Source organism: Pacificitalea manganoxidans (assembly GCF_002504165.1).
GTDB classification, from domain to species: domain Bacteria; phylum Pseudomonadota; class Alphaproteobacteria; order Rhodobacterales; family Rhodobacteraceae; genus Pacificitalea; species Pacificitalea manganoxidans.
This window is the reverse complement of record NZ_CP021404.1, coordinates 273,780-291,813: the sequence shown is the minus strand read 5'-3', so window position 1 is coordinate 291,813 and position 18,034 is coordinate 273,780. Positions and strand designations below refer to the sequence as shown.

21 protein-coding genes are annotated in these 18,034 nt (G+C 66.8%); 14 read left to right on the top strand and 7 right to left on the bottom strand.

The features are described 5' to 3' along the window. Positions 1-77: 77 nt before the first annotated feature. Positions 78-935 (bottom strand): methyltransferase domain-containing protein, encoded by an 858-nt coding sequence (locus tag CBW24_RS01320; RefSeq protein WP_097372427.1) that lies wholly within the window; start codon positions 933-935, stop codon positions 78-80. 91 nt (positions 936-1,026) lie between these two features. Here CBW24_RS01320 and CBW24_RS01315 point away from each other — a divergent pair, with 91 nt between their 5' ends. Genes CBW24_RS01315 through CBW24_RS01300 form a run of 4 tightly spaced genes read left to right on the top strand, consistent with a single transcriptional unit; the run spans position 1,027 to position 3,446 of the window. Then, complete coding sequence (locus tag CBW24_RS01315; RefSeq protein WP_097372426.1) at positions 1,027-1,860, top strand: ComF family protein; 834 nt, start codon at positions 1,027-1,029, stop codon at positions 1,858-1,860. A 48-nt stretch (positions 1,861-1,908) separates the two neighbouring features. Then, positions 1,909-2,175: a glutaredoxin 3 gene (gene grxC, locus CBW24_RS01310; protein WP_088662961.1), complete on the top strand. Its 267-nt coding sequence runs from the start codon at positions 1,909-1,911 to the stop codon at positions 2,173-2,175. After that, on the top strand, positions 2,176-3,009 hold the full coding sequence (locus CBW24_RS01305; protein WP_097372425.1) for a carbon-nitrogen hydrolase family protein: 834 nt from the start codon (positions 2,176-2,178) through the stop codon (positions 3,007-3,009). Continuing rightward, positions 3,006-3,446, top strand: a complete 441-nt coding sequence (locus CBW24_RS01300; protein ID WP_088662963.1) for a MarR family winged helix-turn-helix transcriptional regulator — start codon at positions 3,006-3,008, stop codon at positions 3,444-3,446. Before CBW24_RS01305 ends, CBW24_RS01300 begins: the two co-directional genes overlap by 4 nt. Positions 3,447-3,452: 6 nt before the next feature. Here the strand turns inward: CBW24_RS01300 and CBW24_RS01295 are convergent, their stop codons facing one another. Next, positions 3,453-4,445 carry an L-threonylcarbamoyladenylate synthase gene (locus CBW24_RS01295; protein WP_097372424.1) on the bottom strand — a complete coding sequence of 331 codons (993 nt, stop codon included), beginning with the start codon at positions 4,443-4,445 and terminating at the stop codon, positions 3,453-3,455. A 136-nt stretch (positions 4,446-4,581) separates the two neighbouring features. Between CBW24_RS01295 and CBW24_RS01290 the strand changes: the two genes are divergently transcribed. The 5 genes from CBW24_RS01290 to CBW24_RS01270 all read left to right on the top strand — a co-directional run bounded on the left by CBW24_RS01290 (position 4,582) and on the right by CBW24_RS01270 (position 8,826). Continuing rightward, a complete protein-coding gene (locus tag CBW24_RS01290; RefSeq protein WP_097372423.1) occupies positions 4,582-6,309 on the top strand; it encodes an acyl-CoA dehydrogenase in 1,728 nt (575 codons plus the stop codon). 10 nt (positions 6,310-6,319) lie between these two features. Next, the gene (locus tag CBW24_RS01285) at positions 6,320-7,426 is read left to right on the top strand and encodes an MBL fold metallo-hydrolase (RefSeq protein WP_097372422.1); all 1,107 of its coding nucleotides are present in this window, start codon (positions 6,320-6,322) and stop codon (positions 7,424-7,426) included. Beyond that, complete coding sequence (locus CBW24_RS01280) at positions 7,423-7,974, top strand: DUF6173 family protein (RefSeq protein WP_097372421.1); 552 nt, start codon at positions 7,423-7,425, stop codon at positions 7,972-7,974. The genes CBW24_RS01285 and CBW24_RS01280 overlap by 4 nt, the downstream gene beginning before the upstream one ends. Before the next feature lie 91 nt (positions 7,975-8,065). Beyond that, positions 8,066-8,200: an aa3-type cytochrome c oxidase subunit IV gene (locus CBW24_RS01275; RefSeq protein WP_088662968.1), complete on the top strand. Its 135-nt coding sequence runs from the start codon at positions 8,066-8,068 to the stop codon at positions 8,198-8,200. 11 nt (positions 8,201-8,211) lie between these two features. Beyond that, a complete protein-coding gene (locus CBW24_RS01270; RefSeq protein WP_198405204.1) occupies positions 8,212-8,826 on the top strand; it encodes a hypothetical protein in 615 nt (204 codons plus the stop codon). Positions 8,827-9,056: 230 nt separating this feature from the next. Here the strand turns inward: CBW24_RS01270 and CBW24_RS01265 are convergent, their stop codons facing one another. Together CBW24_RS01265 and CBW24_RS01260 are read right to left on the bottom strand one after the other, a co-directional pair. After that, positions 9,057-9,413 carry a branched-chain amino acid transport AzlD family protein gene (locus tag CBW24_RS01265; RefSeq protein ID WP_097372420.1) on the bottom strand — a complete coding sequence of 119 codons (357 nt, stop codon included), beginning with the start codon at positions 9,411-9,413 and terminating at the stop codon, positions 9,057-9,059. Further along, positions 9,410-10,141 (bottom strand): AzlC family ABC transporter permease, encoded by a 732-nt coding sequence (locus CBW24_RS01260; protein WP_097372419.1) that lies wholly within the window; start codon positions 10,139-10,141, stop codon positions 9,410-9,412. Before CBW24_RS01260 ends, CBW24_RS01265 begins: the two co-directional genes overlap by 4 nt. A gap of 145 nt (positions 10,142-10,286) precedes the next feature. Here CBW24_RS01260 and CBW24_RS01255 point away from each other — a divergent pair, with 145 nt between their 5' ends. The 3 genes from CBW24_RS01255 to CBW24_RS01245 are packed head-to-tail and all read left to right on the top strand — an operon-like array spanning position 10,287 to position 11,997. Continuing rightward, a complete protein-coding gene (locus CBW24_RS01255; protein ID WP_097372418.1) occupies positions 10,287-10,736 on the top strand; it encodes a cytidine/deoxycytidylate deaminase family protein in 450 nt (149 codons plus the stop codon). Between the two features lie 14 nt (positions 10,737-10,750). After that, complete coding sequence (gene mobA, locus CBW24_RS01250; RefSeq protein ID WP_269779765.1) at positions 10,751-11,413, top strand: molybdenum cofactor guanylyltransferase MobA; 663 nt, start codon at positions 10,751-10,753, stop codon at positions 11,411-11,413. Further along, positions 11,410-11,997 carry a GNAT family N-acetyltransferase gene (locus tag CBW24_RS01245; RefSeq protein WP_097374081.1) on the top strand — a complete coding sequence of 196 codons (588 nt, stop codon included), beginning with the start codon at positions 11,410-11,412 and terminating at the stop codon, positions 11,995-11,997. Before mobA ends, CBW24_RS01245 begins: the two co-directional genes overlap by 4 nt. On the opposite strand, the gene CBW24_RS01240 is transcribed toward CBW24_RS01245, so the two are convergent. Then, positions 11,994-12,473, bottom strand: coding sequence for a L,D-transpeptidase family protein (locus tag CBW24_RS01240; protein ID WP_232529990.1), 480 nt, complete (start codon positions 12,471-12,473; stop codon positions 11,994-11,996). The two genes, CBW24_RS01245 and CBW24_RS01240, sit on opposite strands and share 4 nt — an antisense overlap. A gap of 20 nt (positions 12,474-12,493) precedes the next feature. Next, a complete protein-coding gene (gene ribA / locus CBW24_RS01235; protein ID WP_097372416.1) occupies positions 12,494-13,579 on the bottom strand; it encodes a GTP cyclohydrolase II in 1,086 nt (361 codons plus the stop codon). 187 nt (positions 13,580-13,766) lie between these two features. On the opposite strand from ribA, the gene CBW24_RS01230 reads away from it, so the two are divergent. Next, positions 13,767-14,453, top strand: coding sequence for a response regulator transcription factor (locus CBW24_RS01230; protein WP_088662973.1), 687 nt, complete (start codon positions 13,767-13,769; stop codon positions 14,451-14,453). A gap of 70 nt (positions 14,454-14,523) precedes the next feature. On the opposite strand, the gene panC is transcribed toward CBW24_RS01230, so the two are convergent. Further along, positions 14,524-15,369, bottom strand: a complete 846-nt coding sequence (gene panC, locus CBW24_RS01225; RefSeq protein ID WP_097372415.1) for a pantoate--beta-alanine ligase — start codon at positions 15,367-15,369, stop codon at positions 14,524-14,526. A 136-nt stretch (positions 15,370-15,505) separates the two neighbouring features. Here panC and CBW24_RS01220 point away from each other — a divergent pair, with 136 nt between their 5' ends. After that, the gene (locus CBW24_RS01220; protein ID WP_097372414.1) at positions 15,506-17,992 is read left to right on the top strand and encodes a GcvT family protein; all 2,487 of its coding nucleotides are present in this window, start codon (positions 15,506-15,508) and stop codon (positions 17,990-17,992) included. The last annotated feature ends 42 nt before the right edge of the window (positions 17,993-18,034 follow it).

The window sequence follows — 18,034 nt, the reverse complement described above, 5'->3', positions numbered from 1 at the left end:
TCATCATCTGTCGTTTGCCCCTATACGCGCCGGGATCGCTGGCGGATCGGGGATAGATTGCCGCAGGGCGCGGGCTGTCAATTGCCGCGCGGCGTATCATCCAGCCCGGTTTCCGGCACCTTCAGCGCATCGGCCAGCCGACTTTTGGCCGAGCCGGGCCGCAGCGGTTGCTGCTGGCTTTCGTCGGGGGCCCACCCCGCCAAGAAGATCAGCTCGAAACTGGCGCGAATGCGGCCATCAGCCTCGCCGAATCGCTGGGAGTATAGCGCCGCGGCACGGGCAAAGACTGCACGCGGCACCATCGCCCGGTGGCGGCTGGCCAGCGCGTTCGTTTCCCCCATTGCGCGCAGATCCTGCATCAGGTGAAACGCATCGCGGTAACTGACGGTGAGCGGCAGGCTATCGGCCACCGGCAGCGCAAAGCCTGCGCGCTGCAACAAGCCGCCCATATCACGGATCTCCGCCATCGGAGCGACACGAGGGGACAGGCCGCCGGTTTCCGCAACTTCGGCCTCGGCCAAGCACTGGCGCAACTCCGTCAGCGTATCGCCGCCCAGCAGCGCCGCCATGAACAGCCCGTCAGGCCGCAGCGCCCGGCGCGCCTGCACCATCTGCCCGACCGGGTCATTGGCCCAGTGCAGTGCCATCAGGTGCAATACCAGATCGTGGCCCTGCTGCGGCAGGTCCAACACGTCGGCATCCGCAACGAAGCGCGCCTGCGGGTGCGGGCCTGCGGCGCGCAGATCGCGCCACATATCTGGCTGCGGGGACACCACCGCGACGGAGTTAAACCCCCTGTTAACCTCCAGCAGTCTTTCATCGATCTCATCCGACACCGCACGCCACAGAAAATCGGCGACGCCCCCACGGGCGGCACGGGCGCGGTGCGCCTCCAAAGCGGCGCGGTCGGTCAGCAGGGGCGGTGTGTCGGTCATGGCGCTGACATAGCCACCCCACCCGCCAACGGGAAGCCCTGCGCCGCAAACTTGCCGCTGGGATCAGGACGGAAACCGGCAGGAGGCCAGAATGGGACTGCACGCGATACTTCAGGTGGTGTTTCCCCATCGCTGCGTCGGCTGCGGGCATACCGTCGCGGAGCCGAGCGGCTTTTGCGGGCCATGTTGGCGGGAGGCCGAATTCATCACCGGCGCCGCCTGCACTGGCTGCGGTGCGCCCCTGCCGGGGGAGGAAACCGATCCCGCCGCCCTGCGCTGCGATGACTGCCTGACCCGTCCCCGCCCGTGGCACGCGGGTGTGGCGGCGCTGGTCTATGCGGGAACCGGGCGGCGCTTCGTTCTGGGGTTGAAGCATGGCGACCGCATCGATCTGGCCCCGGTGGCGGGGCGATGGCTGGCACGGGTGGCCGGGCCTTTGATCCGCCCCGATACGGTGATCGCGCCCGTGCCGCTGCACCGGTTGCGACTGCTCCGGCGGCGTTACAATCAATCCGCGCTTCTGGCGCGGGCGCTGGCCGTTCAAACCGGGGCCACGCTGTGCCCTGATCTGCTCGAGCGTCCCCGAGCGACCCCGGCATTGGAGGGCGCGGATCGCGACACCCGTTTCGCACGGCTTGACGGCGCGATCCGTGTCACGCCTCGCCATGCCAAACATATCGCGGGGCGTCGGGTGCTGATCGTTGACGATGTCATGACCTCTGGCGCAACGCTCGAAGCGGCGGCCCTTGCCTGTCACGCGGCGGGCAGCGGCGAGGTCAGCATTGCGGTCCTTGCCCGCGCCCTTCCCGGCAGCGGCACTGGACGCGCGAAGGCCACCGGCAAACAGCCCCCGATCGCGCACCGCACCTCCGGCCCGCCTGCTGACGCCCGCCGGGGGCTGGCGCCCGTGGTCCCGGCACCCTAGATGTGGGGTAACGCCGCGCTGCGGCCCCACACCTGTCGGAGATTTGCCATGCAAACCGTCGAAATCTACACCTCGCCGCTGTGCGGCTACTGCCACGCCGCCAAGCGTCTGCTGAGTGAAAAAGGCGTCGATTTCACCGAAATCGACGTGCTGGCCCAACCTGACCGCCGGTCGGAAATGATGGACCGCGCCAATGGCCGCCATACCGTCCCGCAGATCTTCGTGGGCAAGACCCATGTCGGCGGCTGTGACGAACTTCACGCGCTGGAGCGGGCGGGCAAGCTGGACCCCCTGCTCAACGCGGATGCCGGGTAAATGCGCACCGCCCTGCTGCAGCTGACCTGCGGTGACGATCCAGCGACGAACCTTGCGGTGACGCAGGCCATGCTGGCCGATGCCGTCGCGGATGGTGCGGGGTTCGTCCTGACGCCCGAAGTCACTAACTGCGTGTCGGCCAGCAGAGCACATCAGAAGGACGTTCTGCATCTCGAAGCCGACGACCCCACGCTGGCCGGGCTGCGCGACAGCGCGGCGGCGGCGGGGGTCTGGCTGCTGATCGGATCGCTGGCGCTGAAAACCGACGATGCGGACGGTCGCTTTGCCAACCGATCATTCCTGATCGATCCACAGGGCGGCATCGCGGCATGGTATGACAAGATCAACATGTTCGATGTCACGGTGTCCGAAACCGAAACCTACCGCGAATCGGACGGCTACCGCCCCGGGGACCGCGCCGTGATGGCCGAGACGCCTTTTGGCAGGGTGGGGCTGACCATCTGCTACGACCTTCGGTTTCCGCAGCTTTACCGCAGCTTGGCGCGCGCAGGCGCAGAGATCCTGACCGTGCCCTCGGCGTTTTCCCCTGTCACCGGCGCCGCCCACTGGGAGCCGCTGCTGCGCGCCCGCGCCATTGAAGCCGGCGCGTGGGTGCTGGCCCCGGCCCAGACCGGAACCCACCCCACCACGCGCGGCAAGCAGCGCGCGACCCACGGCCACAGCCTTGTCGTGTCGCCATGGGGCGAGGTCATCGCCGATGCCGGCACCGCGCCGGGGGTGACGATGGTTGATATCGACCGCGCCGCAGTGGATAAATCCCGCACCCGGATACCCTCGATCCTGAGCGACATGCCCTTCACGCCGCCCCAATGAGCACCAGCAGCGATCCTCTGGCCGTTGCGCTATTCAGCGAAATCTTTACCGCCGATCAGCTCGCGCGGAACCGGCTGTCGCGCGCTTTGCCGCGCGGGATGGAGCTGAGCCATTTTTCGGTGCTCAATCATCTGGCCCGGCTGAGCGAGGAGCGCACCCCCGCGCAACTGGCCCGCAGTTTCCACCTGACCCGCGGCGCGATGAGCAACACGCTGGCCAAGCTGGAATGGGCAGGCCATGTCCATGTGCGCCCCGATTGGGACGATGCACGGCGGAAATTCGTGTCGATCAGCCCTGCGGGCCGGTCGGCGCGCGATGCGGCCATCGCCGCGATCACGCCGATCATCACCGAGGTGGTGAACGATATCGGTCCCGCCCGTGTACGCGCGGCCCTGCCGGTGCTGCGGGAATTGCGGGAAAGGCTTGGCGCGACCTGACGGGCCTTAGTCGCGGGGCGCGGCGGCCCGGCGCAAACGGTCGTTGATGGCGCGACCCAGCCCGTGATTGGGGATCGGCGACACCGCGATGGGCGCCGTGCCCTCGGCATCCAGCCGCCGCATGTGATCGAACAGGTTCGCGGCCGCTTGGGCCAGATCGCCCGCCTCCGACAGGTTCAGCGCAGCGCCCGCCACCGGTCCAAAACCCAAAAGCCGCTCGCCCGGCGCGGGCATTGTCACGCCCAACCGCACTGGGGCCGCAGGCGCGTAATGCGACGAAAGCTGCCCCGGCGCGACAGGCCGGTCCCCGGGGACGGGCAGCGGGCCCGCCAAAGGGCGGCCAAGTGCGGCGACGATTGCTTCTTCCGGCAGGCCGCCGGGCCGCAGCAGGCGCGCCTGCCCGTCGCTTGCGCCAATGATGGTGCTCTCCACCCCGACCTGTGTCGGTCCGCCGTCCAGAACGGCGGCGATGCGCCCCGATAGCCCGTCCAGAACATGCGCCGCACGCGTCGGGCTGACCCGGCCCGAAGGATTGGCGGAAGGCGCGGCAACCGGCGCGCCGACCTGCTCCAGCAGCGCGCGCGCCAGCGCCAGATCCGGCACCCGCAGCGCCACGGTATCGAGCCCGGCGGTCACCAGCGACGCGACCCCGGCGGAGGCCCGCAACCGCACCACCAGCGTCAGCGGACCGGGCCAGAAAGCCTGCGCCAGATCCAGCGCCGCGCCCTCGATCACACCGATCTCCTGCGCCGCGTCCAGCGACGGCACATGCAGGATCAACGGGTTGAAGCTGGGCCGGCCCTTTGCCGCATAGATCCCGGCCACCGCCGCCCCGTCGCGCCCATTGCCGCCCAGCCCATAGACCGTCTCGGTCGGGAAGGCGACGAGCCGCCCGGCGCGCAGCAATTCCGCCGCCCGGGCCAGCCCGACGTCATCATCGGCAAGGTGAAGGGTCTCTTGCCCGGCGGGGGGCGTCGCGGATGCGGGGATATGGGACATTTTGTGACGTCACGTTGAACTTTGCGGGCAGACAGGCGGCAGATAGCCTTGTGTCCGGGGGCCGGGATACGCCCGCGTCCCGCAACTGCCAAGGCGTAATCCAACGCGACTTGGACCGCAGCAGGGGGATCAGACGGTGAGCTACCGCGCCAATGTCAACGAGTTCAGGTTCTTGCTGGATCATGTCGTGGGATTCGACCGGGTCGCGGCGACCGAGCGTTTCGACGAGGCGACGCCCGACACCTGCGCCGCCATTCTGGACGAAGCCGCGCGGCTTGCGACCGGCGTGCTGGCCCCTGTGAACCGGGCCGGCGACCTGCACCCCGCCCGGCTGGAAAACGGTGTGACGCGGACCTCTCCCGGTTTCGCGGAGGCCTATCGCGCCATCGCCGAGGGCGGCTGGATCGGCATTTCCGCAACGTCCGAGCATGGCGGCATGGATCTGCCCCTGTCGCTGGCCACCTGCGTAAATGACATGATGGCCGCCGCCTGTCTGTCGCTGTCGTTGAATCCGCTGATGAGCCAAGGTCAGATCGAGGCGCTGGAGCATCATGCCTCCGACGCGCTGAAAGAGCTTTACCTGCCCAAGCTGATCTCCGGCGAATGGTGCGGCACCATGAACCTGACTGAGCCGCAAGCCGGATCGGATGTCGGCGCGCTGACCACCCGCGCTGTGCCCGCCGAGGATGGAACCTACCGGATCACCGGGCAGAAGATCTACATCACTTGGGGCGACAACGATTTCGCCGAAAACATCGTGCATCTGGTGCTGGCACGCCTGCCTGACGCGCCGCAGGGAACGAAGGGCATCAGCCTGTTCATCGTCCCGAAATACCTGCCCGACGCCGATGGCACACCTGGCGCGGCCAATTCCCTGCGGGTCGTCAGTCTTGAGCACAAACTTGGCCTGCACGGCTCGCCCACCGCCGTGATGGAGTATGACGGCGCAACCGGGTGGCTGGTCGGCGCAGAACATGGCGGTATGGCCGCGATGTTCACCATGATGAACAACGCGCGGCTTGGCGTAGGTGTGCAGGGCGTCGCCATCGCCGATGCCGCGACCCAGCGCGCGCTGGTCTATGCGCAGGAACGTCGGCAGGGCCGCGCAGGTGGCACCGGAACGATTATCGAGCATGCCGATGTGCGCCGGATGCTGGCGCAGATGAAGGCCGAAACCTTTGCCGCGCGGGCTATCGCGCTCAGCACCGCCGTGGCGATTGACATGGCCAATGCGACCGGCTCCGCCGACTGGTCCGCGCGGGCCGCGCTGCTGACACCGATCGCCAAGGCGCATGGCACCGATATCGGCAACGAGATGGCGCAGCTGGGCATTCAGGTGCATGGCGGCATGGGCTTCATCGAGGAAACCGGTGCCGCGCAACTGGCCCGCGATGTGCGCGTGACGTCGATCTACGAGGGCACCAACGGCATTCAGGCCATGGATCTGGTCGGACGCAAGATGATGGATGGCGGCGAGGCGGCCCTGCGCCTGCTGGACGAGGTCGAAACCCGCGCCGAAGCCGCCCGCACCGCGCTGCCCGATCTAGCTGGCCCCGTGTGGCAGGCCGCCGAAACCCTGCGTGAAAGCATCGAAAGCCTTGCGACACAGGAGCCTGCCGCGCGCATGGGGGTGGCGGTGCCGTTCCTGCGTGCCTTTGCGCGTGTGATCGGTGCCGACGCGCATCTCAGCGCCGCGATGGCCGAGCGCACGGAAGCAGGTGGTGACACCGGGCCCGGCCCGCGCCGCACGCTGGCCGCGTTCTACATCCGCCGCCTGCTGCCTGAACATGCCGCGCTGCTGGCGCAGGTGGCCGAGGGGCAAGACGGCATTGCCGCCCTTTCCCCCGAGGTGCTCGCGGGCTAGCTTGCCCGCCATGGACGCGCCCCAGACCCCCGATGGCCCGGCAGCCCCCCCGGCTGCTGTTGCCCCTGCCCCGATCCGAACCCCGTTTCCCGATCCGCCCGCCCCCGGCGCGGCGGTGGAGGTCGCGCCGGGCGTGCTGTGGCTGCGGGTGCCGCTCCCCAATGCGCTGAACCACGTCAATATCTACGCGCTGGATGACAGCGATGGCTGGACGGTCGTGGATACCGGGTTGAACAGCAGCCGCACCCGGGCGCTTTGGCATGACATCATGACCGGCCCGCTTGGCGGGCGCCCCGTGCACCGTGTGGTTGTGACGCATCATCACCCTGATCACATCGGGCTGGCGGGCTGGTTTCAGTCCGTGCACGGAGCGGAACTGGTCACCACCCGCACGGCGTGGCTGTCGGCGCGGATGTTGAGCCTCGATGTGCAGGACACCCCGCCCGGGGAGCTTCTGGATTTCTGGCGCGGGGCGGGCATGGATGCCGAAATCTACGCCGCGCGGCTGACCGAACGCCCGCTGAACTTTGCCGATATCCTTTGGCCGATGCCCCTTGGCTTTACCCGTATCGCCGAAGGGGATCGCATCACCATGGGCGCGCGCGACTGGATCGTGCGGATCGGCAATGGCCACGCGCCGGAACAAGCGACCTTCTGGTCCGAGGACGGCGCGCTGGTGCTGGGCGCGGATCAGCTTCTGGGCACGATCTCCCCCAATCTGGGCGTTTACGCGACCGAGCCGCTGGCGGACCCGGTGGGCGACTGGCTGGAAAGCTGCACCCGGCTTGCGACCCACGCGACCGACGCGCAACTGGTGTTGCCGGGGCATAAGCTACCTTTTACCGGCCTGCCTGCGCGCTTGAACCAGCTGATCGATAATCACCATCAGGCGCTGGCCCGGCTGGTGCCGTTCCTCGCCGAGCCGCGCACCGCGCATGATTGCTTCCCGTTGCTTTATCGCCGCAGGATCGACGCGGGGCTTTACGGGTTGGCCATGGTCGAGGCGCTGGGGCATCTCAACCACCTGCTGCATCTGCAACTTGTCACCCGCACCCGCCCCGATCCGCAGGGTGCATGGCTGTGGCAAGCCACCGCCGAAAGGTATCCAACACCATGACCGACACCCCCAACGGCCCCGCCTCAAACCCGCGCGCCAGCGATCTCGATATCGCCACCACCGCCGAGGCGCATGAAGCGGATGCCATGCCGCGCGCCCATGCAATCCACGCTGATCCCGACGCCCGCCCCACGGCCGAGCAACAAGCCCTGCCCGCGCGGATGGCCGAGCCCGCGCAGAAGAAAAGCCCCGCGCAATGGGCCTATGAGCGGCTGATCCTCTATATCAAGAATTTCGAGGAACAGCTCGACGACAGTCAGGAGATCGCGATGGGCTTCACCGGCGGTCAGATGGGTGTGCTGAAAATCGAGGGCATGGGCTATTTCGACCCGGACATCGTGACCTTCTACGGGTCGGAGCCGGGCGGGGCGCGCACGCAATTGATCCAGCATGTGTCGCAGCTCAACGTCATGCTGCGCGCCTTGCCGAAACCGGGCGAGGCCGAGAAACCCCGGCGCATCGGCTTCCGCCTTGCGCGGGAGTTGCAAGATGACGACACCCCCCATGCGGACACCGTGGAACCGGCGCAGACGGGCGACACTGCGTGACTGCGCCAATCTGGCCCGCTTAGGCAGGCTTCTCAGCGCCGTCGGTATGCGCTAGGGAACACAGGAACACGCAAGACCTACGGAGAGCCTCATGGCCGAACACAAGCATGGCGAAATGGACATCACCGTCCAGGAAAAGACATTCGCCACTTTCATGAAGATGGTGTCTTGGGGCGCGGCGATTGCCGTTTTCCTGCTGATCTTCATCTACATCGTCAACGGCTGAGCCGCGGCGCGATGACACCCCGAGCTATCCTGCGCCTGCTTGCGGCGCTGGTTTTGCCGGTCGCGCTTGCGGCTTGCGGAGCCGTCGATCGCGCCGCGCCGCTCGCGGATGTGCAGCGCGCCGCCTATCGCCATAATGCGCCGGCCTCGCTGACGCTATATACCGCGATCTCCAACAATACCGGGGCGGGGGGGCATTCCGGCCTGCTGATCAATGGCTCGCAACGGGTGATGTTCGATCCCGCCGGCACATGGTGGAACCGCCGGACGCCAGAGCGGGGCGACGTGATCTACGGCATGACCGACCCGGCGCTGGATCTCTATGTAGATTACCATGCGCGGGTGACCTACCACGTCGTGGTGCAGGAAGTGCGCGTCAGCCCCGAGGTCGCCGAGCAGGCCCTGCAAATCGTCCAAAGCTACGGCGCGGTCGGCAAAAGCATGTGCGCGCGTTCCATCTCGGACGTGCTGAGCCGCTTGCCCGGTTTCGAATCGGTCGGACGGACATGGTTCCCCCGCGCGCTGATGGAGGATTTCGCCCGCCTGCCCGGCGTGACGGAGGCCAAGGTCTTTGACGACAGCCCCGACAACAATAAGGGTCTGCTGGATGCGCCCATCGGCGGTTGAGCGGCGTTTTCACGGCATTTGATGACAGGCGGCACCGAAAGGGGCCGCCTTTTTCATGGGCGAGGATTGGCGCGATACATACTTCGCGCCGGGTCAGTGCTTGGATGGGTCCTAAAGGACATATCAGCAGCTGGCACACAGGCCAGGGGAAGGACATGCATGCCCGACACCGAAAGTGCATCCGAAAGCGGCTTGGCACAGCCGCCCCGCCCCTTTCCGTGGATTGAGCCTTACCCAGTGCCGAATACCGCGCGCAGCAGATACAGCGTGCCCATGCCGCAGATGATCGACAGCAGCATATTCTTGGTGCGCCACCCGGTCAGCAGGGTCGCCGCCGCCGCGATGAGCCGGATCGGATCGGTCTGACCGCCGGTTTGGGCAGGAAAAAACACTAGCGGCGCGACCAGCGCGGGGATCACGGCCACGGCCGTATAGCGCAGATGCCGCAGCACCCATGCGGGCAGTTGCCGGTCGCCGACAATGCCGAGGAAGCTGAACCGCACCAGAAACGTGCCGATGCCCAGCGCCACGATCACCGCCCAGACGCGCGGGCCGTCATAGGCCCCTGATCCGAAGAAATCGATCATGCTGCGGTCCCTTTCCCTGACGCCGCGCGGCGCTCGGCCTGCCGCTGCGTTTCCGCACCGACGACCATGCCGACAAGCGAAGCAACCGCGAGCCCAAGGTTCCACGGTAGATCCCGCAAAAACAGCGCGGTGATCGCCGCCGTCAGGGCGGCCATTCCGTGCGGCCCGGTGCGCAGCGCCGGTCCGATCAACGACATGAAACAGACGGGCACCGCGAAATCGAGCCCGAATTCCGGCGGAATGGATTGCCCCACCACCGCGCCGATCAGCGTGCCCAGATACCAGAACGGCGCCATGATCGTGGTGATGCCCATGATGAACATGAACCGCCGCCAGACGCTTTCATCGCCGAGCGTCTCGAACCGCTGCACGGATATGGCAAAGACCTGATCAGTGAGGAAGAACGCAGTCACCGCTTTCTGCCATGTGGGCATGCCACCCAGATGCGGAGCAAGCGAGGCGGAATACATCAGCATCCGCAGGTTCACCAGCAACGCCGCACCGATGACGATGACAAAAGGCGATTGGTCCACCATCGTCGACAACGCGGTCAACTGTGCCGCCCCGGCGATCACCACGACCGAAAACCCCATCGCATGCGCAAGGTTCAATCCAGCATCAAGCGCGGCGACGCCGAACACGATCCCGAACGGTGTCACCACCAGAAGAAACGGCGCACCGGCACGAAAGCCTTCCCAGAAGGCCGATTTGGTTGTGGTGAATGCCATGGAGCGCCTCTAATCTGAGTGTGCATGCCCGGCTTAGGCAAAGCAGCCGCGAGATGCAATCGCCGCGGGTGTTCACGTCACGGCGGCATTTCTCGCGGCAGGTCGGCCGATCGAGACGGGCGCGGCAGCTGACAGGACATGTTTGATGACAAACGAACCGACCCATCCGTTGACCGTCGATCCGGCGCTGCCCCGTGCCCGGCTGGACGCGGCACTGGCCGATGCCCGCGCGCTGGTCGCGCGTCTGGGCCATGAGGGTCGCCACCATGTCGCAGCCACGGTTCTGACCGCGAAAGGCACCTATACCGGCATCAATCTGGAATGCACCCTGCCGCGCGGCTCGATCTGTGCGGAAGCCGTGGCCATCGGTGCGGCCAGCGCGGCGGAACCGGGTGCCCCGGTGCTGTTTGCCGTAGCGGTCAACCGACGGGGCGAAGTGATCCCTCCTTGCGGTGCCTGCCGGGAGCTTCTTGCTGATTTCGGGCCTGCTTCGGCGATTGCCGTGGCAGAGGATCGCGACGGCGTGCTGCGCCTGGCCAGCTTGCGGGCGCTGCTGCCGGAAACCTACAAGGCGCATCTGCGCTTCCCCGCGTGAGCGGCGCGCGCGTGCTGTCAGCAGCGCCCATAGGGGTGATCGTCGCAGGCGGTCTGTCGCGACGAATGCGCAATAATGCCGAAGGCGTCGCGCCGATGGACAAGACCCTTCTCGATCTTGGGGGGCGGAGCCTGCTGCACCATGTGATCGACCGGCTTGCGCCGCAGGTGTCCTCGCTGGTTCTGAACACCAACGGCCCCGCCGCACGCTATGCGGCCTTTGGCCTGCCGCTCTGCCCCGATACCCTGCCCGATCATCCCGGTCCGCTGGCAGGCGTGCTGGCGGGGATGGACCATGCAGCGGCGCGGGGCCATACGCATATCGTCACCGCAGCGGGCGACACGCCGTTCCTGCCCTGCGATCTGGTGCCGCGGCTGATGCTTGCCGCTGAGGGCAGCACACAGGGCGTCGCGCTCGCGGCTTCGGGCCTCGGGCCAGATGCGGGGGATGGCACGCCCCGGCTGCATCCGACCTTCGCACTGTGGCCGGTGCACCTGCGCGACGATCTGCGAGGCGCTTTGCAGGCCGGGCATCGTCGCATGATGCGGTTTGCCGAACAGCATGACGCCGCCATCGCGCGGTTCCCTTGCCCGGCGGGCGCCCCGGACCCGTTCTATAACATCAACACGCCCGAAGACCTGCGAGAGGCGCAAGCGTGGCTGGCGCGGACGGGATGACCGATCTTCGCGTCGCCAAGGGCTTTGCCCCCGATGAAGCGCCCGAGATTGCCGCACTGTTCTGGCAGGCCTTCGGGCCCAAACTCGGGCGGCTGCTGGGGCCGGAGCCTGCGGCCCGTGCCTATCTCGCCGCCGTGCTGCAACCCCGGCAGGCATTGGTTGCGCGCCGTGGGAATGGGCCGCCGCTCGGCTTTGCCGGGGTAAAGCAGGGAGCGGTTGGATTGATGGCGGGCGGCCTGCGGGAGTTGCGCGACAGCTACGGGCTATTCGGCACGCTCTGGCGCGCGCCCTTGCTGGACCTGATGGCAAACGAGGCCGCCCCCGGCACCGTGGTTCTGGACGGGATCGGGGTGGCCGCCTGTGCTCGCGGACAGGGGATCGGGACCGCGTTGATCGAAGCGCTCCACCACGAAGCGCGCCAAACAGGCGCCCGGCAAGTGCGGCTGGAACTGGTCGAAGACAACCTGCGCGCCCGCGCGCTATACGAACGGCTTGGCTTTCGCGCGGCGGGGCGGCACCGGCTGGGCCTCACCGCGCCGTTGCTGGGGCACAAGCGCACGGTGGTGATGGTGCGACCGCTCTAGCGAATTTCGATCAGCGCACCGGGATGCAGCCGCGCCGCAACCCGCAGCAGATGATCGGGGCGGAACGCAATGCAGCCTTCGGTGGGGTGGCGTGGCTTGCGCCAGCGATGCAGGAAAATAGCAGATCCCCGCCCCGGCACCGCATCAGGCCAGTTCCAATCCGTCAGCAAAACAATATCGTAAAGCCGATCCGCCCTGTGCAAACGCTCGTGCCCGAACCCGTGCGGCGCGCGCACCGCATGGTTATACTCGGGGTCGCGCCCGTCGTCGGACCATAGATCCCCCGGACCGATGGCCTGCGCCCACGGCGCGGGGCGCACCACCCGGTCCGCACGATAAAGAAGCCCGGCGATCCGGTGAAATCCGCGCGGGCTGGCCCCGTCGCCTTCGCGCTTGTCATCGGTCATGCCACCGCGCCCGATCGCGCAGGGCAACCGCGCGCCATCAAGCCACGCGCCCCAGCAGGTCGCGATCAAAGCAGGGCGCTCACCGCCGCTCACAGCAGGTGCCCCGACTTGGCCGCCTTGGTCGCGAGATAGGCGGCGTTCTCGGCGGTGTGGCCTGCGCGCAGCGGCACCCGGTCCACCACCTCGATGCCATTGGCCTGCATCATCGCGACCTTGGCGGGATTGTTGGTCAACAGCCGCACCTGACCAAAGCCAAGCCCCCGCAGCAGCGCCGCGCCAATGCGGAAATCGCGTTCGTCATCCTCGAACCCCAGCCGGTGATTGGCCTCGACGGTGTCAAATCCCTGATCCTGAAGCGCATAGGCCCGCATCTTGTTGGCCAGCCCGATGCCGCGCCCTTCCTGATTGAGGTAGAGCAGCACGCCTGCGCCCGCCTCGCCCATTCGCGCCAGCGCGGTGCGCAGTTGCGGACCGCAATCGCATTTGAGCGAGCCCAGAACATCGCCAGTGAAGCACGCGGAATGCAGCCGCGCCAGAACCGGCTGTGACCTGTCGGGACGGCCCACCTCGATCGCGTAGTGTTCTTCGCCGCCGTCATCGGGGCGGAACACATGCACCCGCCCCTGCCCTGCCAGATCCATCGGCAGCCGTGCGCCAGCCACATCGGCAAAGGCCGCGCCTGCCGGATCAGGTCCGTCGGTGGCAAGATCCAGCACCGTCAAATCGGCGGCGCGCGCGGCCTCGCGCCCGCCCTCCAGCGGCAGCACCAGAACCGCAGGCAGCAGGCGCGCTTCCTTGGCCAGCACCAACGCGGCACGGTGCAGATCCGCGCCTTCATCGCGCCGTGTGGTGAACGGCCCCTTCAACGGCGTGGCAAGATCGGCGGACGGGTCCGCGACGGCCCTAACCCACATCAGATCCGCGCCGTCGGGCAACTCGATCCGTGCCAGATCCCCGTCATAGGCGCGCGCCTTCAGGGTCGCCGCACGCCGCGCGGAGACTGCCAGCACCGGCGTGCCCGCTTGGCGCAGTTCCGCCAGCCGCCGCGCGGTCAGCGTTTCCGCCGACACCGCCACCGCCGCCGCCCCGCCGGAAACCACCGCGACCGGCAGGCCCAGACGCAGGTCAGCGCGCGCGCGGGCGCGACGTTCGGCTGGCGTGGGGGCAAACAGCATGGGCAAACTCCGACCGGGACAAGCATGGGTGACGGGGGACGTCAGGACCGCAGATGTAGTCATGAATTGACGCAATGTGAAACATTTGCCCGCCTCGCGACACGAGCGCGTGAGCCTGTTGCAGCAAATCTTGCCGGGGCACGCATCTGTGAACATCTCCATCTTCAAGAGAAACGGAGGCGAGCAAATGGCCAATCTCAAACGAATCCTCCTTGTCGATGACGAGGACGACCTGCGCGAAGCGCTGAGCGAACAGTTGGTGATGACCGAGGATTTCGACGTGTTCGAAGCAGGCTCGGGCGCCGAGGCGATGGAGAAGATCAAGGAAGGTCTCTATGACCTTGTGATCCTCGATGTGGGCCTGCCCGATACCGACGGGCGCGAGCTGTGCCGCCTGATGCGCAAACAGCATGTGAAATGCCCGATCCTGATGCTGACCGGTCACGATTCCGACGCCGACACCATTCTTGGGCTTGATGCCGGTGCCAATGACTATGTGACGAAGCCGTTCAAGTTTCCGGTGCTGCTGGCGCGGATCCGTGCCCAGCTGCGGCAGCACGAGCAGTCCGAGGACGCGGTTTTCCAGCTTGGGCCCTACAGCTTCCGCCCCGCGATGAAGATGTTGGTGACGGAGGATGACAAGAAGATCCGCCTGACCGAGAAGGAAACCAACATCCTGAAGTTCCTCTACCGCGCGACGGAGGGCGTCGTGGCCCGCGATGTGCTGCTGCATGAGGTTTGGGGCTATAACGCGGGGGTGACCACCCACACGTTGGAAACCCACATCTACCGCCTGCGTCAGAAGATCGAGCCCGATCCTTCGAACGCCCGGCTGTTGGTCACGGAAAGCGGCGGCTACCGGCTGGTAGCTTGACCCCCGCCCGGAAGCGTGGCCCGGTCCCGGCCATGCCTCCGGCGCGCGTGTTTATGCGAAAGGACGCGGATCACGCCGTCGGTGGCGTGGCCACCCGCTGATCGATCAAAAGCACATCACCAAACCGCGCGGTCAACAAAATGACCACGGGCGCGTTCGGACGCCCCTTCAGGTCGGACAAGGTTGCCGCATCCTGCACGTCGATCCCCGGCGCATCGGCCTGAGGCTCCGTCGCGAGCAGTTGGGCCGCCGCTTCGCGGATGTCGTCCACCGGGGCGCCACGCTCGGTGGCCTCTGCCGCAGCATCGAGCGCCCGGTTCAGCACAAGCGCCGGCTGCCGCTGGCTCGGACTGAGCCGCACGTTGCGGGAGCTTAACGCCAAGCCATCCGCATCGCGCACGGTCGGCAGGCCCACCACCTCCACCCCGGTGTCGAGGTCGGCAGCCATGCGGCGGATCACCAAAAGCTGCTGGTAATCCTTCTCTCCGAAATACGCGACATCCGGGCGCGTGATGTTGAACAGCTTGCACACCACCGTCGCCACGCCCTCGAAATGGCCGGGCCGCAGCGCGCCCATCAGACGATCCGACAGGCTCGGCACGGTGACAACGGTTTCCGCGCCTGCGGGATACATGGCCTCCACCCCCGGCAGAAACAGCGCATCGACGCCCGCATCCTGTAGCAACGCCATGTCCCGTTCGACGTCGCGGGGATAGGCCGCTAGGTCTGCGGCCTCTCCGAATTGACGCGGATTGACGAAAATCGACGCAAGGACGTGATCGCAGTGTGCGCGCGCTGCTGCGACAAGCGCCATGTGCCCATCATGCAAATAGCCCATCGTCGGGACCAGCCCCACGCGGCCGCGCATATCGGCACGCGCTGCGCGCAATGCGGCAATATCCTTGAATACATCCATATCGCGCTCCTCCCCGGTGGCCGATGGGCTGCGACATACCGTCTGCGCCGCGATGCGGCAATGGCTGCGCGGCATTGGCTCTTGCCCCATGGCCCTGCGCTGCCAGAATGATCCCGAGACAGAGCGGAGGCCGGGGATGAAGACACAGGTCAGGGCATTGGTTGTCGGCGGCGGCGCGGTGGGCACCGCGATTGCCTATCATCTGGGGCGCGCAGGCTGGGACGTGATGCTGCTGGAGCGGGACGAACTGACCGCAGGGTCCACATGGCACGCGGCGGGACTGCTGCCTTTGTTTAATATGAGCTACGCCACCAGCCACATCCACGATTACTCCGTTCGGTTTTACAAGACGCTGGAGGAGGAAACCGGCCTGAACCCCGGCTTTGCCGTCGTCGGAAACCTGCGCATGGCACAAAGCCGCGCGCGCATGGACGAGTTCGAGCTATACGCCGCGACGGCGGAATCGGTGGGCATCCCGTTTGAATGGCTGTCGCCCGATGACATTGCAGACCGTTGGCCGTTGCTGCGCACACAGGATTTGCAGGGCGCGCTGTTCCATCCCACCGATGGCTACATCAACCCCGCTGACGTGACGCAAGCGATGGCGCGCGGCGCCCGGCAGCACGGGGTCAGCATCGAACGGCGCTGGCAGGTCGACGCCTACCGGTGGACCGGCGCGCATTGGATCGTGACGGCACGGCGTATGGTGGAAAGCGGCGGCAACCTTGTGCCCTCGGACGAGGTGGTCGAAATCGCGGCGGAGCATGTGGTGACAGCCACCGGCAACCACGCGCAGCGCACCGCCCGGCAACTGGGCCTGCGCCTTCCCGCGATCCCGGTCGAACACCAGTACATCGTGACCGAGCCCGACCCGGCCTTGGTCGAGTGGCGCCGCACCCATGGGGAGCATCCGGTGCTGCGCGATGCCGACGCGCGCTGGTATGTGCGGGAGGAACGCGGCGGCTGGATTTTAGGCCCCTATGAGCGCGGCGCACCGGCACGGTTCCCCTATGGCGTGCCGGACAGCTTCCGCGCCGATCTGTTCCCCCTCGATCTGGACCGCATCGAGGCGGAGTATCTAAGCATGATCCACCGCATTCCGTCGTCCGAGACCGCCGGTCTGAAGGACGATTACAACGGGCCGATCTGCTACACGCCCGATGGCAATCCGCTGCTGGGGCCCGCGCCGGGCCTGCGCAACATGTGGCTGGCCGAAGGGTTCAGCTTTGGCATCACCGCGGCCGGGGGTGCCGGCCATTATCTGGCGCAGTTGATGACCGCAGGTGAGGCCGAAATCGACATGGCAAGCATTGACCCGCGCCGGTTCGGTCCGTGGATGACCACCGACTACGCAATCGCCAAGAACGAGGAGGCCTATGCCCATGTCTATGTCCTCCACCACCCGGATGAGGAGCGCCCCGCCGCGCGCCCCTTGCGCACCGCACCCTGCTATGACCGGCTAAAGGCGCGGGGCGCACAGTTTGGGCAGGTCAATGGCTGGGAGCGGCCCAATTACTTTGCCCCTGACGGGTTCAACGATGCCGCCAGCCGCAGCTTCCGGCGCGGCACATGGTGGCCCCATGCGGTGGCGGAGGCAAAGGCCGTGCGCGAGGGCGTCGGGCTGATTGATGCCACGCCCTTTGCCAAACATGTGCTGGAAGGTCCGGGGGCCACCGCGTTTCTCGACTGGTTTACGACGAACCGCCTGCCCCGCACCGGCCGCATCAGCCTGACCTATGCGTTGGGTCCGGCGGGCACGATCCGGTCGGAATATACCGTGATCCGCGAGGCCGAAGATCGATACTACCTTGTCTCCGCCGGAGCGTGGCATGCCTATGACGGGGATTGGCTGGCACAGGCGGTGGCCGAGGGCATTTCACGCTTCGGGGCGATGCAATTGCGCGACGTGACCACGCAATACGGGGTGTTCGCATTGGCCGGGCCGCGCAGCCGCGACGTGCTGCGCGGGCTGGTGCGCGATGCGGAGCCTGCGACCGCATTGTCGAATGCACGGTTTCCGTGGCTGTCGGCACAGCAGATCGAATTGGGGATGGTGCCGGTCCTTGCGGCGCGCGTGGCTTATACCGGCGAACTGGGCTGGGAACTGCATCATCCGATCGAAATGCAAAACCACCTGTTCGACCAATTGATGGATGCGGGTGCGGCGCATGATCTGCGGCTTGTCGGCGCGCGGGCTCAGAACTGGCTTCGGCAGGAGAAAAGCTACCGCGCGTTTGGCAGCGATCTGGGCCGGGACGCCACCCCGCAGGAGGCAGGTCTGGAACGGTTCGTCGATATGGATAAGGCATTTTTCGGCAAGGAGGCAATGCTGGCTACTGCGCCGCGCAGTCGCTGCGTCACGCTGCTGACCGACGGTCCGGACGATGCCGATCCGTGGGGGCGCGAGGCGATCTTGCACGACGGCAAGGGTGTCGGGCGGTTGACCTCCGGGGGCTGGTCGCCGGTGTTTCAGCAATCCATCGGGATCGGCTATGTGCGCCCTGATCTGGCGGAGCCGGGCACCCATCTGAAAATCCGGATGCAGCGGGAATTGTGGGATGCGGAAGTGGTGGCCGACAGCCCGCATGATCCAAAAAATGCCCGACTGCGCGCGGATGGGTAACGCACGTCACGGCTGAGGCCGAGACACCGCCCGGACAGCAAA

What these genes read in the sequence shown, in the direction of transcription:
- CBW24_RS01320 (WP_097372427.1), bottom strand. Translation starts at nt 935, where the DNA reads ATGACCGACACACCGCCCCTGCTGACCGACCGCGCCGCTTTGGAGGCG.
- CBW24_RS01315 (WP_097372426.1), top strand. Translation starts at nt 1,027, where the DNA reads ATGGGACTGCACGCGATACTTCAGGTGGTGTTTCCCCATCGCTGCGTC.
- grxC (WP_088662961.1), top strand. Translation starts at nt 1,909, where the DNA reads ATGCAAACCGTCGAAATCTACACCTCGCCGCTGTGCGGCTACTGCCAC.
- CBW24_RS01305 (WP_097372425.1), top strand. Translation starts at nt 2,176, where the DNA reads ATGCGCACCGCCCTGCTGCAGCTGACCTGCGGTGACGATCCAGCGACG.
- CBW24_RS01300 (WP_088662963.1), top strand. Translation starts at nt 3,006, where the DNA reads ATGAGCACCAGCAGCGATCCTCTGGCCGTTGCGCTATTCAGCGAAATC.
- CBW24_RS01295 (WP_097372424.1), bottom strand. Translation starts at nt 4,445, where the DNA reads ATGTCCCATATCCCCGCATCCGCGACGCCCCCCGCCGGGCAAGAGACC.
- CBW24_RS01285 (WP_097372422.1), top strand. Translation starts at nt 6,320, where the DNA reads ATGGACGCGCCCCAGACCCCCGATGGCCCGGCAGCCCCCCCGGCTGCT.
- CBW24_RS01280 (WP_097372421.1), top strand. Translation starts at nt 7,423, where the DNA reads ATGACCGACACCCCCAACGGCCCCGCCTCAAACCCGCGCGCCAGCGAT.
- CBW24_RS01275 (WP_088662968.1), top strand. Translation starts at nt 8,066, where the DNA reads ATGGCCGAACACAAGCATGGCGAAATGGACATCACCGTCCAGGAAAAG.
- CBW24_RS01270 (WP_198405204.1), top strand. Translation starts at nt 8,212, where the DNA reads ATGACACCCCGAGCTATCCTGCGCCTGCTTGCGGCGCTGGTTTTGCCG.
- CBW24_RS01265 (WP_097372420.1), bottom strand. Translation starts at nt 9,413, where the DNA reads ATGATCGATTTCTTCGGATCAGGGGCCTATGACGGCCCGCGCGTCTGG.
- CBW24_RS01260 (WP_097372419.1), bottom strand. Translation starts at nt 10,141, where the DNA reads ATGGCATTCACCACAACCAAATCGGCCTTCTGGGAAGGCTTTCGTGCC.
- CBW24_RS01255 (WP_097372418.1), top strand. Translation starts at nt 10,287, where the DNA reads ATGACAAACGAACCGACCCATCCGTTGACCGTCGATCCGGCGCTGCCC.
- CBW24_RS01245 (WP_097374081.1), top strand. Translation starts at nt 11,410, where the DNA reads ATGACCGATCTTCGCGTCGCCAAGGGCTTTGCCCCCGATGAAGCGCCC.
- ribA (WP_097372416.1), bottom strand. Translation starts at nt 13,579, where the DNA reads ATGCTGTTTGCCCCCACGCCAGCCGAACGTCGCGCCCGCGCGCGCGCT.
- CBW24_RS01230 (WP_088662973.1), top strand. Translation starts at nt 13,767, where the DNA reads ATGGCCAATCTCAAACGAATCCTCCTTGTCGATGACGAGGACGACCTG.
- panC (WP_097372415.1), bottom strand. Translation starts at nt 15,369, where the DNA reads ATGGATGTATTCAAGGATATTGCCGCATTGCGCGCAGCGCGTGCCGAT.
- CBW24_RS01220 (WP_097372414.1), top strand. Translation starts at nt 15,506, where the DNA reads ATGAAGACACAGGTCAGGGCATTGGTTGTCGGCGGCGGCGCGGTGGGC.